Origin of the sequence: Longibacter salinarum, from assembly GCF_002554795.1 — a bacterium.
Taxonomy (GTDB): domain Bacteria; phylum Bacteroidota; class Rhodothermia; order Rhodothermales; family Salinibacteraceae; genus Longibacter; species Longibacter salinarum.
In genome coordinates this window covers 307,390-319,931 of the sequence record NZ_PDEQ01000003.1, presented here as the reverse complement: position 1 = coordinate 319,931, position 12,542 = coordinate 307,390, and the positions used below count along the sequence as shown (strand labels likewise).

The 12,542-nt window shown below is 59.1% G+C and carries 11 protein-coding genes; 6 read left to right on the top strand and 5 right to left on the bottom strand.

Annotation, left to right across the window (positions count from 1 at the left end; genetic code table 11):
- Positions 1 to 45: 45 nt before the first annotated feature.
- A complete protein-coding gene (locus CRI94_RS07645; RefSeq protein ID WP_098075083.1) occupies positions 46 to 648 on the bottom strand; it encodes a hypothetical protein in 603 nt (200 codons plus the stop codon).
- A 197-nt stretch (positions 649 to 845) separates the two neighbouring features.
- Complete coding sequence (locus CRI94_RS07640; protein ID WP_098075082.1) at positions 846 to 1,511, bottom strand: nitroreductase family protein; 666 nt, start codon at positions 1,509 to 1,511, stop codon at positions 846 to 848.
- Positions 1,512 to 1,697: 186 nt separating this feature from the next.
- On the opposite strand from CRI94_RS07640, the gene CRI94_RS07635 reads away from it, so the two are divergent.
- Positions 1,698 to 2,567: an alpha/beta hydrolase gene (locus tag CRI94_RS07635; RefSeq protein WP_245846113.1), complete on the top strand. Its 870-nt coding sequence runs from the start codon at positions 1,698 to 1,700 to the stop codon at positions 2,565 to 2,567.
- 48 nt (positions 2,568 to 2,615) lie between these two features.
- On the opposite strand, the gene CRI94_RS07630 is transcribed toward CRI94_RS07635, so the two are convergent.
- Both CRI94_RS07630 and CRI94_RS07625 read right to left on the bottom strand, forming a co-directional pair.
- The gene (locus tag CRI94_RS07630) at positions 2,616 to 3,353 is read right to left on the bottom strand and encodes an SIMPL domain-containing protein (protein WP_098075081.1); all 738 of its coding nucleotides are present in this window, start codon (positions 3,351 to 3,353) and stop codon (positions 2,616 to 2,618) included.
- Between the two features lie 184 nt (positions 3,354 to 3,537).
- Positions 3,538 to 4,722, bottom strand: a complete 1,185-nt coding sequence (locus CRI94_RS07625) for a hypothetical protein (RefSeq protein WP_143815336.1) — start codon at positions 4,720 to 4,722, stop codon at positions 3,538 to 3,540.
- A 401-nt stretch (positions 4,723 to 5,123) separates the two neighbouring features.
- Here CRI94_RS07625 and CRI94_RS07620 point away from each other — a divergent pair, with 401 nt between their 5' ends.
- Complete coding sequence (locus CRI94_RS07620) at positions 5,124 to 6,578, top strand: Ig-like domain-containing protein (RefSeq protein ID WP_098075079.1); 1,455 nt, start codon at positions 5,124 to 5,126, stop codon at positions 6,576 to 6,578.
- A 410-nt stretch (positions 6,579 to 6,988) separates the two neighbouring features.
- Here the strand turns inward: CRI94_RS07620 and CRI94_RS07615 are convergent, their stop codons facing one another.
- Complete coding sequence (locus tag CRI94_RS07615; protein WP_098075078.1) at positions 6,989 to 8,515, bottom strand: asparagine--tRNA ligase; 1,527 nt, start codon at positions 8,513 to 8,515, stop codon at positions 6,989 to 6,991.
- Between the two features lie 317 nt (positions 8,516 to 8,832).
- Here CRI94_RS07615 and CRI94_RS07610 point away from each other — a divergent pair, with 317 nt between their 5' ends.
- From CRI94_RS07610 to rfbD, 4 genes are all read left to right on the top strand, one after another.
- A complete protein-coding gene (locus CRI94_RS07610) occupies positions 8,833 to 10,062 on the top strand; it encodes an asparagine synthetase B (protein ID WP_098075077.1) in 1,230 nt (409 codons plus the stop codon).
- Positions 10,063 to 10,156: 94 nt separating this feature from the next.
- On the top strand, positions 10,157 to 10,705 hold the full coding sequence (locus CRI94_RS07605) for an acyl-CoA thioesterase (protein ID WP_098075076.1): 549 nt from the start codon (positions 10,157 to 10,159) through the stop codon (positions 10,703 to 10,705).
- A 98-nt stretch (positions 10,706 to 10,803) separates the two neighbouring features.
- Entirely contained in the window at positions 10,804 to 11,229 is a 426-nt protein-coding gene (locus CRI94_RS07600) for an RNA polymerase subunit sigma-54 (RefSeq protein WP_098075075.1), read from the top strand.
- A gap of 133 nt (positions 11,230 to 11,362) precedes the next feature.
- Positions 11,363 to 12,271, top strand: a complete 909-nt coding sequence (gene rfbD, locus CRI94_RS07595) for a dTDP-4-dehydrorhamnose reductase (protein ID WP_098075074.1) — start codon at positions 11,363 to 11,365, stop codon at positions 12,269 to 12,271.
- Positions 12,272 to 12,542: the final 271 nt, after the last annotated feature.

Sequence of the window (12,542 nt, the reverse complement as noted above, 5' to 3'; positions counted from 1 at the left end):
GGACAATCGACGATCATAGCGTACCAGGACGGGTACGCGGGGTAGCTAGGGGCCGAGCGGCTGCGCTGACCACAGCGTACGAAGAAGGACGCTCCAGACGCGCGCCGGTGTTTCGAAAAGGGCGTCTGCGCTGTCAATGCACGGCACCGGCGGGAAGTGCTTGGCCGGTGAGGTGCCGAGTACGCGGGGAGAATCAGACGGAACAGGGGCCGAAGGCGTCGCCTGGAAACGTGGCAAAACGGCCGGGGGCGTCCCCTGCATCGCGCGGTAGCGGAGATGCGAGAACAGCGTGGCTGCATCGACATCGGTGGTAGCAAACAGCGCGCTCAACGACGGAAGCCGATCAGCCTCCAGCACGTCGGCGGCTGCATGAGACGATGCAACGAGTTGCTCGTAGGCTGTCGCAAACGCCGCGGTATATCCCCGGAGAGAACCCGGCGACTCCTCGGCGGCCATGTCCAGCGCCCGGTCAACAGCCGAAGCAGCCGATGCCTCTAGCTGAACCGACAGTTGGGAGCGTAACCACGACGCGTGCTGATCCGCCTGGTACGTACGCTCCGGCATTTGAAACGCCAGCAACGGCACCATCGAGGCGACCAGAACGGCCACCACGATCCGGCTCAGCCATGTGGAACGCAGGTGATGCATCAGGCGAGAGAGTCGTCGCGGAGAAGGGACCGGCTTCGGTCCCGGACATTGACAGCATTCAGAGGAATAACGTATCCATCACGATTGTTCCTCTCAAGCCTCCTGGATGAAAAGTCTGGGGACCGCGGGTGAGCTTCTCCAACGACGTATCGAAACGGCGCAACCTCGCTCCGGCGCCTCCGATCAGGTTTGGCGGTCTACCGATTCCATTGGACAACGTCATCGAGATCGCGACGTGACAGGTTGGGCACTTCCGCATCGTCGGCGGGATAGCCGATGGGAAAGAGAATGTAGGGCCGCTCGTTGTCGGGCCGGTTCAAGATATCCGTCAAAAAGCGCATCGGAGCCGGCGTGTGCGTTAGCGTCGCAAGGCCCATGTGGTGCAGGGTCGCAATAAAGAAGCCGCATGCGATGCCGACGCTCTCCTGCACGTAGTAGTGCTTCACCTTCTCGCCATTCTCGTCGACGCCGTAATTCTGCGCAAAGCACACGACGATCCAGGGCACGGTTTCGAGGAAAGGTTTCTGCCAGTCGGTCCCGATCGGGTGGAGTGCCTCAAGCCACTCATCGGTCATTCGCTCGTCGTAGTTCTTCTTTTCCTCCTCCTCGACAGCCTCCCGAATCTCACGTTTGAGGTCGGCATTGTTCACAGCCACGAACGTCCACGGCTGCCGGTGCGCCCCGCTCGGAGCGGTGCTTGCCGTTCTGATCGCGTACTCGATCAACTCACGGGGTACATCGCGATCTGAAAAATCGCGCACCGATCGGCGTCGGTTCATCTCCTCGAAAAAGCTTCGTGCCCGCTCTTCCATTTCCTCCGGCGAATTGACGTCGAAGTTAAGCGGAACCGGCGTGTACGACATGAGGGAGAGCTGATTTTCGAAAGGGGCGAACGCGGTCAGAGTGTGGCAGGGTCTGCATTGGTGTCACCGAAGGTCGGAACGTTACGAGCCGCCTGGCCACACCGCTTGCAGATGTCCCAACGACTTCTGAACATACGGAGCGTAACGACACAAAGTCGACGCCCTCTTCCCTCCCGGTCAACCGACATGCCCGTTCCGCCCCGCATCTCACCCGACGACATGCATAGTCTCATGACCAGAGATGGACTACATCTCGTCACAAAGCATTGGACGACAACGGACCCGCGCGGCTGCGTTCTTCTGGTGCATGGCTACGGCGAGCACAGCGGGCGCTACGGTCATGTCGCCGACGCGATGAATGACAGAGGGATTGAAGTGTACGCGTATGACCAACGCGGATACGGACGGTCGGAAGGGCCTCGCGCCTACGTGGATTCATTCGACGATTACGTGGACGACCTGGAGCTCGCGATCGCGCACGTACGCCGACGCATCAATGACCAGCCGCTGTATCTGTTCGGACACAGCATGGGTGGAGCCGTGGTGCTGCAGTACGCTCTTCAGCGGCAACACGACGGCATCGATGGACTCATTCTGAGCAGCCCCGCGATTGAGGTGGATCCAGACATCGCGCCGATTTTGCGGAAGTCGGCGCACATTGTGTCGGCCCTCGTTCCGCGACTTCCCGTCGTACCATCGCCCGAGGGCCGGATATCACGCGATCCCGACGTCGTGGACGAAGCCGAAGAGGATCCGCTCAACTATCACGGCCGGATCCGGGCTCGCATCGGTGCGGAATTCCTCCGCATCAACCGGGAGATCCAGCAAAAGCAGTCGGCGCTCTCCCTCCCCTTTCTTATCGTCCACGGCACGGCCGACTCGGTGACGAGCCCGGAAGCCAGTCAGCGCCTCTACGACGAGGCGCAGTCGCGCGATCGGACGCTTCGCCTGTACGATGGGCTGTACCACGAGACGTTTAATGAGCCGGAACGCGACGAGGTGATCAACGACATCTGCCGGTGGCTCGACGAGCGGCTCCCGCCCCGGAACGCGTAGGACCGGCTGGTTCAGGCCTCGACTCAAGGGCGGGATCACGACGCGATGCTACTGAAGCAAGAAGGTGACCTGGACCGTCGCCTCGACAGAAATCCGACCAGCGGCAAAGGCCTCTGGCTCCCCGCTATCTTCCCCGGACTTCATCGCCATCGCTTCCATCTGGACATCGAAGCGGGGCTGTGGACCCGAATACTGCTGTTCGCGAATCTGATGCACCGGACCGAGCGACGCGCCGAGTGTGCTCGCCAGCAGTTCGGCCTTCTCCCGCGCCGATTCCGCTGCTTTTTGTAGCGCCTCATTCCGCACCGCCGACCGGTCTTCCAAATCATACTGCACACCGTCCAGGCGATTGGCGCCCTGCTCAACAACATCAGCGATCAACGCCGGCAATTTTTCGAGATCCGACAACTCTACGCGGACCCGGCGCGTGGCCTCATATCCCAGCTCCTCGGTCTCCCCCGTCTGCCGATTGTACTGTCGACGCGGCTGCAGCGTCAGCGACTCCATCTGGATGTCGGCTTCGTCGATCTCGAGCGAACGAACCGCATTCATGGCGTTGCGCGCCGCGTCCGCGTTCGCTGTACGCGCGTCTTCGGCCTCCTTTGCTCGCGAGACGACCGCAAACCGTACGGTCGCCTTGTCCGGCTCGGCGGAGGCTTCTCCTTCGCCGCTGACGGTGACCGTGCGATCGGTGGAGGCGGAAGCGTCCGTCTGTGCCATGGCGGTCAACGGCAGAGCGAGAAAGAGCGCGATTAGCGTCAGAAAGCGAAGCGATTGGAGGCGCATAGCCGATCAGAAAGCAAGTAAAAGGTAGTGGGAGCGGAGTCTGCAAGCGGATGTGCATTGCTGCAACACCGTTCCGCCGGAGAATACATCACCGGGGCATGCAGACGGAGGTTCATTTGAAACGGCCACAGTCTGTGCATTCGTATCGAGGACCGCTCGCGCTGATCCGGTCGCACGCCCCCGACTACCACCAGTGGTGGTCGAACGTCCCGTCGAGGGGAATGCTCGCCGTGATACGCAAGAATGAGAGATCCTCTCGATATTCCGACGAGGAAGCAATCGCTGTCCCATAATCCAGGCGGACGTAAACGAAGTTCAGACCGACTCCGACCACCGTTTCGCTGCTGGAAAATTGATCGCTGACGAAGTTTTTGCCGATCCGCAAAGAGGCAATATCGAATGCCTTCACTTCGACACCCATATGTTTCTCGATCTGTCCCCATACCCCAATTGAAGATCGAATGATGCCTCCGTTTGGATCTGGTTGACTCGATCCGTCAGATGGACGCCAAGTCTCTACCAACGCGGCAAAGGGACCGGCAACGTCGCGACCATTCCGGCCAGACTCAATTCTTACCATTTGCTTCGACATCGCCACATGTCCGAGAAGTTTAAAGCGTGCACGCCCCTTCCACGTCGACCCGGACTCGTAGGCCAGGGCCCCGCCGAGATGAAGCCGTGTCGGCGTAGCGATATCGGTCCGATCCGTAATCTGACTGTTCGAGCCAAAGTCTGTCAGAGAGGCGCCGATGCTGGGGCGAAGCTGGCCGCCATTTCCAAGTGATCGCTCCCATCGACCGTGAATGCCAAGATCGATCGTCACGCTTCTCGCGTCGTCTGTCTCCTGAAACGTGATAAAGTTCTCCGTACTGTAGCCGAGTGCGGTCCCGACCGTCCAGGTCTGTGATACCTCGTACGCACCGACTGCCTTCACGGTACGATGGTGCTTGTCGTACGAACCTACGACATCACCATTCGGGGCACGGCGCTGAAACCGGCCGTAGGAGAACTGGAGGAATTGAAGACCTGCTGCCCATCTGCCGGACTTTACCGTCACGAAAGGGCTGGTAAGCGTTTGATCAAAGATAAAGTCTGACTGTAGAACCGGATTGCCTCCAACATCCACCCCGACCTGTACCGTCTCATTTTCCCCAATGGCCGCAGGGTTCACATCCACAGCGCCCGGTCGCCCACGGAGCGCCACGGTCCCGCCCCCCAGCGCATACTGACCGGGATCGTTGGTGACCGACAGACCGAGATAGCTCAGTGTTCGGTTCGTGACAACCGGCTCGTCCGACTGTGCAAATACCGGTTGGGCAACCAACGCACAGAGAAGAAGGGAAACACATCCGATCGAGATACGAGACATTGAGATCACTTCGCTTTTTCTGAAAGGCCCAGACCGCTGACTTCAAGAAGACGGCCCCGACACAAATACATGCCAAATGTTATTGCAACATCGACCTCAGTGCCACAAGCCGAAAGTAGGCACACGATAGTTTACGAATAAATTCTTGCCTCACAAATTCACCGTAACAGCCGTCCTCAATTTTCCAGTATACCTTAGGTGGTCGAAAAAGAGAGCCAGCGGAGGCGCTAACGAAGCGAGGTGGAAACGTCAGCGAATCGTAGATCGGACCCGTACCGCATGTCGACGTCACCCACTTTTTCGACTTGAGATTCCCCCAAATATGCAGCCAGAATCTTGCATAACCCAACGGGCCTTCTTTTACTGAGAGTCCAGGCCAATTCCCTTTCCCCCCTTCTGATATGCACCAGCGATACCAATACCTACCATTCCTATTTTCTCTTCTACTGATTCTGGCTGCTTCAACCAGCACAGATCGAGCGTTCGCTCAATGCACAGGCGCGACCATCACCGAGGATGCCGAAAACATTGACACCGGCGAAATCCGCAACAACGGCTGGGAAACCTTTGGTACCTCGTTCACCACGAAAGATCCCATTGACGGACAGCAGAGCTTTCTAACGAGTGGAGCGAACGGCGACGACCCGAATGACAACCGCATGGTCCGCACGCCGTACGTCACGGTCGATGGCGACGTGTGTGTCTCATTTGAGTATCTGCCCATCAGCCCGGGACCCAATACCTTCGTTCGCGTCGTCTTGATCACGCGCGACGATTCCTATTATCCGCTCGATGAGGTGGACCTCTCCAATGTCACGACGCTCCAGTCGTACCAGCGCACGTTTACATCGACAGAGGTTTCGACTGCCGTCGGCGGTTCGATCGACCGGGCGCGCATCGCAATCGAGTTTAATGGAGACAATGCCGGAGGACGCGTACTGAAGTTGGATAACGTAGCGGTGACGGAGGTCCCCGTCTACGATCGCGGCACCGACGACTACAGCAACCAGGCACCGTCGGTTGCGGATGAAAGCTACAGTACGACGTGGGGTCAGTCGGTAACGGGCAACGTGCTCGACAACGACTCGGACCCAGACATTGCGGCCGGCTTCGACGACGGACCGCTCACGGTGTCCGTCACCACCGAACCGAGCAATGGAACGCTAACATTCAACAGCGACGGCTCCTTCGAATACGCGCCAACGTCGGATGGGGCAGACAGCTTCGAATACGAGGTCTGCGATGACGGGTACGATGTTGAGTGCGCAACGGGCGTTGCCGACTTCAACACAGCCATCCCGGTCGAACTCGGCGAGATTGCGGCAACTGCCAGCGGCCGATCGGTGATCCTGAAGTGGACGACGCTCGCAGAAACGAACAATGAAGGATTCGACATCGAGCATAAAACTGACTTCGGGTTCGAAAAAGTCGGATTCGTCAACGGTCAGCATACGACGACAGAAGCAACGACGTATCGGTACCAGCTTGAGAACCTCGAGCCCGGCGAGCACACATTCCGGCTCCGGCAGGTCGATGTCGACGGCACATCCGAATACTCACCTGAGGTGTCGGCACGCGTGGACATCGCGGAAGCACTCGTTCTTCAAGCTGCTGGGCCGAATCCATTCTCAACGCAGAGCGCAATCGAGTACGGTGTGGAAACCGCCGAGCCCCTCGTCATCGACCTGTTCGACGTGCTCGGGCGCCGCGTCCGGACGCTCTACAACGGAACGCCGACGCCGGGTCGCCTCCACGAGGTTTCGATTTCAGCCGACGGACTCGCACCCGGACGCTACCTGATCCGTGCGCGTACCGGCTCTCGTCAGGTGACGCAGCCGATTACGGTCGTTCAGTAGCAGTTTATGCCCGAAGAGGGTTCGATCATACGGCCCCAGGTCCGGGCCACTCAATGAATGTGACGCACCAAAAAAGCGCCTCGCCGGCAATCGGCAGAGGCGCTTTTTATATCGATCGAGTGCGTCGGGCTGATCGGATACGGTCAGGCGTCTTGTCCCGCCCCTGATCCAATCAGAACCTGTTTGGCGGACAGCCTTTGGCCCCCAAGGGTACGGACCTCCCGAGGTCGGTCCTCGCAACGCTCCAAACACTGGATCGTCTTGGATCTAGCGCTGCGTGTTCACTAAGCCAGTGCCAAATGAAAACCTTCGGCCCTATCGGAGGCGTAAGCTTCTTACCTTGTTTTTTTTGCGATCCATCCGCCAAACAGGTTGTCCACCATCCACAATCAACTACCGACCAACGAACCCTACGGATGCAGCCGTCCGATCGTCCGCGGGAACGGGATGGTCTCACGCACATGCTCGCGACCACAGAGCCACGACACGGTTCGTTCGAGGCCAAGTCCGAAGCCGCTGTGTGGGACCGAGCCGAACTTGCGAAGGTCGAGGTACCAGTCGAAGACCTCTTGCGGCAGTCCGTGTGCTTCGATCTGCTCCTCCAGAAAATCGAGATCCGTCGCACGCTCGCCCCCGCCGACGATTTCGCCGTACCCTTCCGGGGCCAGCACATCCATGCCGAGCGCCAGACGGTCGTCCTCCGGGTCACGCTTCATGTAGAAGGCTTTGATCTTCGCCGGGAAGCGGTGGACGATGATCGGGCGATCATAGTGCCACGTAAGTACCGTCTCGTCACTTCCGCCGAAGTCGTTGCCCCACTCGAACGTCTGCGCGGACTCCTTCCAGTCGGGCAGGTTGCGGAGCTCCTCCTCGATCTCGTCGATCCGCTTGTTGATCTCGATCTCGCGCTGATCAATTTGGCGCTTGCGCCACTTCTTCGCCTGGCCGCGCTCCTTCTGGTTCTCCTCTTTCTCCGTTTCGAGGTCTTCCTTCTCCTGCTTGATCGACTCGATTCGCTCGTCAATCATCTCCGCCGTTTCATCACTGCGCAGGATGTCGACAGCCTCATCGTAGCTGACTCTCGGGAAGGGGGCCTGAACGTTCTCGAGCGCCTCGGTGTCGCGCTGCAGCGTCTCCAGCTCTGCCTTGCAGTCTGCGAGGACGGTCTGGACCACGTGACTCACGAACTGCTCCGCGAGCTCCATGTCCATGTCCAGATCGTAGAACGCCATCTCCGGCTCGATCATCCAAAACTCCGTCAGGTGACGCCGGGTTTTGGACTTCTCCGCGCGAAACGTCGGGCCGAACGTGTAGATCTTGCCGAGCGCCATCGCCATGGCTTCGCCGTGAAGCTGGCCGCTCTGCGTCAGGTACGCGCTCTGATCGTCGAAGTAATCCAACTCGAACAGCGTCGACGTTCCCTCGACCGCGTTCCCCGTGAGAATCGGAGCGTCCATCTGGATGAAGCCGCGATCCTGGAAGAACTCGTGGATCGCCATGATCGTACGGTTGCGAATCCGCATGACCGCCCACTGGCTCTCGCTCCGCAGCCAGAGGTGACGGTTGTTCATCAGGAAGTCGATGCCGTGCTCCTTCGGCGTGATCGGATAGTCGCCGGATGAGCCGACGGTTTCAATGCTCGACACCTGAATCTCGTAGCCTCCGGGGGCGCGATCGTCCGCTGATACAGAACCGGTTATGGCGAGGGCTGCTTCCTGACTCGCATCGTCGGCGGCCGTCCAGGACGTATCATCGAGATTATCCTCCGCGGCCACGCATTGCACAAAGCCCGAACCATCACGCAGAATCAGAAAGTAGAGTCCTTTCGATCCACGCTTATTATGGAGCCACCCCTTGAGGGTGACCGTCTCATCGACGTGGTCAGGCAAGTCTTCGATCCGTGTAAAGTCGTCGATCGGGTCGGGCGTCTGGGACATTCAGAACGAGTTGGATGCGTGGGAAAGAGGGTGAACAGGGCCGGACACGGTGCCGGGGTCTTGGCCCATGCGTGATACACGGAGCACCGTTCATGTTCCGGCGTCTGGTAGCGCGAACATGGGTGTATCCCTCGCGATCGGTCCCACGAAAGTGAACGACTTTCCGGCTTCAGCGTTGTGAATCACCGCTCTACATTCTTCCCTCCCACGCGCGACGCGGTTCGGACATGCGTTTTTCTCTCGATCATCGAACAGCAGTGGCACCCTCAAAGCAAGCGGGGCTTCGATGGCTTTTCGTATTGTTGGTGCCCGTGCTGATGCTCGCGGTACGCCCGGCCCACGGCGAGGACATCCTCGTCCCGATGGATGACCGGCAGACGAACCACCTCAAGGCATACGGTGCAGCTTTTTGGGCTCTGGAGCAGGGCATCGATGTCGACTGGCTCCTCAACTACCGCGGGGGCTCGTTCATGGCGCCCGCCTCTCCATCGATCAAACAAGAGCTCCGCGTCCGCGGCGTCTCCTTCGAGCTCCTGAACGGCGGGACGGCTTCGAAGGTGATCTCCGAAGTCGAAGCCGAGGGGAGCAACATGTCCGTCGTTCGGCTGCAGAAGCCACCGAAGATCGCCGTGTACGCGCCCGATGCGACGCTCCCCTGGGACGATGCGGTGCTACTGGCCTTGACGTACGCGGAAGTGCCGCACGACATGATTTACGACGCGGAGGTTCTAGACGGGAAGCTGTCGGACTACGACTGGGTCCACATGCACCACGAAGACTTCACCGGCCAGTTCGGGAAGTTTCTCCGCTACCGCAACCAGTCATGGTACATCAAGCAGCAGCAGGAAGCCGAGACGCTCGCCCGGAAGCACGGCTTTCGCAAGGTCAGCGAACTGAAACTCGCGGTCGCCGAACGCATCCGTGGCTACGTGTCACAGGGCGGCTTCCTCTTCTCGATGTGTTCGGGAACGGACACGTTCGACATCGCTCTCGCTGCACACCAGACGGACATCGTGCCGCGCGAATACGACGGCGATCCGGTCGACCCGGATGCGATAGACAAGCTTGATTTTTCGAACACCATCGCCTTCGAAAACTTCCAGCCGAACTTCAACCCGCACGAGTACGAGCACTCGAACATCGATGTTGGGCCACCGCCCCCCCAGCTCCGCGACCCATCGCTCGACTACTTCACCCTGTTCGAGTTCAGTGCAAAATGGGATCCGGTGCCAACAATGCTCACGCAGAACCACGTTGCGACTGTAAAGGGTTTCGTCGGGCAAACGACCGCGTTCAAGAAGAGCCTCGTCAAGGATGACGTTGTGATTCTCGCGGAAGCGCCCAACCGTGACCAGGTTCGCTACCTGCACGGGACGCTTGGCCAGGGCACCTTCACGTTTTACGCCGGCCACGACCCGGAAGACTACCAACACTTCGTCGGTGACCCGCCGACCGATCTTGCCCTCCACAAGCACTCTCCGGGATATCGGCTCATCCTCAACAATATTCTCTTTCCCGCAGCGAAGAAAAAGAAGCAAAAGACGTAAGCGCGTCGGTGCTTCGGTGGCCTTTGCTATTGTGTCGTGGGTACGTTTTGAATGACCGAATCGCCTCCCCTTCTCCCTTCGCTTCTCTGCCTCTATGTCGTCGACCAAGGCCAAGCCGGTTGCGGATTCCCGCGCCATTATCAACGAAATTGTCCTGCCCAACGATACCAACAGTCTGGGCAACATGATGGGGGGCCGGCTACTGCACCTGATGGACAAATGCGCAGCGATCTCGGCGCAGCGTCATGCCAACACCGTGTGCGTGACGGCGTCTGTTGACAATGTCGAGTTCCAGGCTCCCATTCGAGGCGGGGATGTCGTCGTCATCGAGAGCCAGGTCAACCGGGCGTTTCGGACGTCGATGGAAGTGGAGTTGAACGTCTGGGCGGAAAACCCAAAGCAGCAGACGAAGCTGAAGTCCAACCGCGCGTTCTACACGTTCGTCGGACTCGACGACGAAAGCCGCCCTGTCGAAATCCCACCGATCCAACCGGAGACCGAAGAGGAAAAGGAACGATATGATGCCGCGGCGAAGCGGCGCGAAATCCGCCTCGTGCTCGCCGGGCGTCTGGGTCTGGAGGATGCAACCAATCTGCGAGAGGACATGCGCGCCGCCATTCAGGCCTCCCCATCTCACTCCTGATGACGACCCGTCTGGCAACCCCTCCACCTCCTTCTCCGTTTCGACAGCTAGTGGTTTCCCTCTCGGGTCGAGGCGCTTGTGTTGGGATCCCTGTCCTTGTGCTCCTTCTTATCGCATGGCCAACCGATGCGATCGCCCAGCGGCAGATCGGCGCTCTGGGCGTGGGAGGACAGGCCGGTCTGCCCGGTGGTGCCTCCGTGAAGCTGTACCGCGAGGACAGCATAGCGTACGATCTACTCGTGAGCACCGACCTCGACGACCGTGCCGTCCTGTACCTCCACCGCGTCTGGGAACAACCCATCCCGGAATCGCCCCTCTGGATTTATTTTGGACCCGGCCTCATCGGAGGAGCCGAACAGCTGACCACCGAACCGGCGCCCATCCTGGGCGTCAGTTCCATCGGCGGTCTGAATTTTTACGCCGAGCACTTTGAAGTCTTTCTCCAGATCATTCCTCGGTTCCAAGTCCAACCCGACGTAAAACCGCGCATTGGTGGTAGCGTAGGACTCCGCTACTACTTTTAGGACCGGACCAACCCACTCCGCTGCACCGCGTCCTTCTCTCCCGTGCATCTTTGTAACGTGAAACGTCGAACCCTGCTGTCCGACGCCAGCGTTGTCGCACTGCCCTCATTTCTGATGTCTATCTCCGTCGCCGATGCTGTACAATCGCGTACTCGTAACGGGTGCGAATGGCTTGCTCGGTCAGGCTCTCGTTCAGCGACTCAGCCGGCTGCCAGAGTACGATGTGCTGGCAACGGCTCGTGATGATGGCCCCCGGTTTGACAAAGGGTCGTTCGGGTACGCGCCGCTCGACGTCACCGACGCCTCGGCCGTCCACAGGACGTTCCAGGACTTCACGCCGAACGTGGTCGTCAACTGTGCTGCGGTTTCGAGCGTCGGCGAGTGCCGGAATCATCGAGAGCGGTGCTGGAATGTGAATGCAGCCGCGGTCGAGACGCTCGCGAACGAGTGCCGCAAGATCGGGGCTCGTCTCGTCCAGGTCTCAACCGATTTTGTATTTGATGGCGAAGACGGTCCATACGACGAATCTGCCCGCCCGGACCCGGTAAATTACTACGGACGCTCGAAGCTCGCCGGGGAAAACGCCGTCCGCGCATCCGGCCTCGGCTCATGGGCGATCGTGCGAACCATCCTTCTTTACGGCACTGCCAACCGCCTCAGCCGGTCCAACTTCGTGCTCTGGGTGGTCAATTCCCTGTCTCGGGGCGAAACCATTCATGTTGTCGACGATCAGTACCGAACACCGACGTACGTTGTCGACCTCGCAACGGGAATCGAGCGTCTTCTGCACTTCGAGAAAGACGGTGTCTTCCATCTTTCTGGACGCGAACTCGTGTCCGTCTACGACCTCGCGTGTACCGTCGCCGATGTCTGCGACCTTGACGACACCCTCATCCGTCCCGTTTCGAGCGACTACTTCGACGATGCCGTCGATCGTCCCCTGCGAACCGGATTCATTATTCTGAAAGGAGAAACCGAACTCGGATATTCGCCGCATTCGCTGCGGGATGGGCTTGCCGCTGTGCGGGATGAGATGAAGTGACGCAGTCGATTGTTAATCGTGGATGGTGGATTGGATTCTTTTCCACGGCCTATGTGCTATTCCATGGGAAAGCGGCGCTTCGTTCTCGGGCTCCTGAAGTGTACGTAAAATCGAACGTACCTAATCCGGAATCCTTAATTCACAATCCGCATTTCCCAATCGACGCTTTGCATTTCGCAATCCGCAATTCGAAAACCTTTTGACGACGGAGTGGAATTCGCTTCGTACGTTTTATAGTTAGCGTCCCCGTTCTGCCCTTATCTATCGACCA

Bases quoted from the DNA above. Each gene is read 5' to 3' on its own strand.
- CRI94_RS07635 (WP_245846113.1), top strand. From the start codon at position 1,698: ATGCCCGTTCCGCCCCGCATCTCACCCGACGACATGCATAGTCTCATG.
- CRI94_RS07625 (WP_143815336.1), bottom strand. From the start codon at position 4,722: ATGTCTCGTATCTCGATCGGATGTGTTTCCCTTCTTCTCTGTGCGTTG.
- CRI94_RS07645 (WP_098075083.1), bottom strand. From the start codon at position 648: ATGCATCACCTGCGTTCCACATGGCTGAGCCGGATCGTGGTGGCCGTT.
- CRI94_RS07640 (WP_098075082.1), bottom strand. From the start codon at position 1,511: ATGTCGTACACGCCGGTTCCGCTTAACTTCGACGTCAATTCGCCGGAG.
- CRI94_RS07605 (WP_098075076.1), top strand. From the start codon at position 10,157: ATGTCGTCGACCAAGGCCAAGCCGGTTGCGGATTCCCGCGCCATTATC.
- CRI94_RS07620 (WP_098075079.1), top strand. From the start codon at position 5,124: ATGCACCAGCGATACCAATACCTACCATTCCTATTTTCTCTTCTACTG.
- rfbD (WP_098075074.1), top strand. From the start codon at position 11,363: ATGCTGTACAATCGCGTACTCGTAACGGGTGCGAATGGCTTGCTCGGT.
- CRI94_RS07610 (WP_098075077.1), top strand. From the start codon at position 8,833: ATGCTCGCGGTACGCCCGGCCCACGGCGAGGACATCCTCGTCCCGATG.
- CRI94_RS07615 (WP_098075078.1), bottom strand. From the start codon at position 8,515: ATGTCCCAGACGCCCGACCCGATCGACGACTTTACACGGATCGAAGAC.
- CRI94_RS07630 (WP_098075081.1), bottom strand. From the start codon at position 3,353: ATGCGCCTCCAATCGCTTCGCTTTCTGACGCTAATCGCGCTCTTTCTC.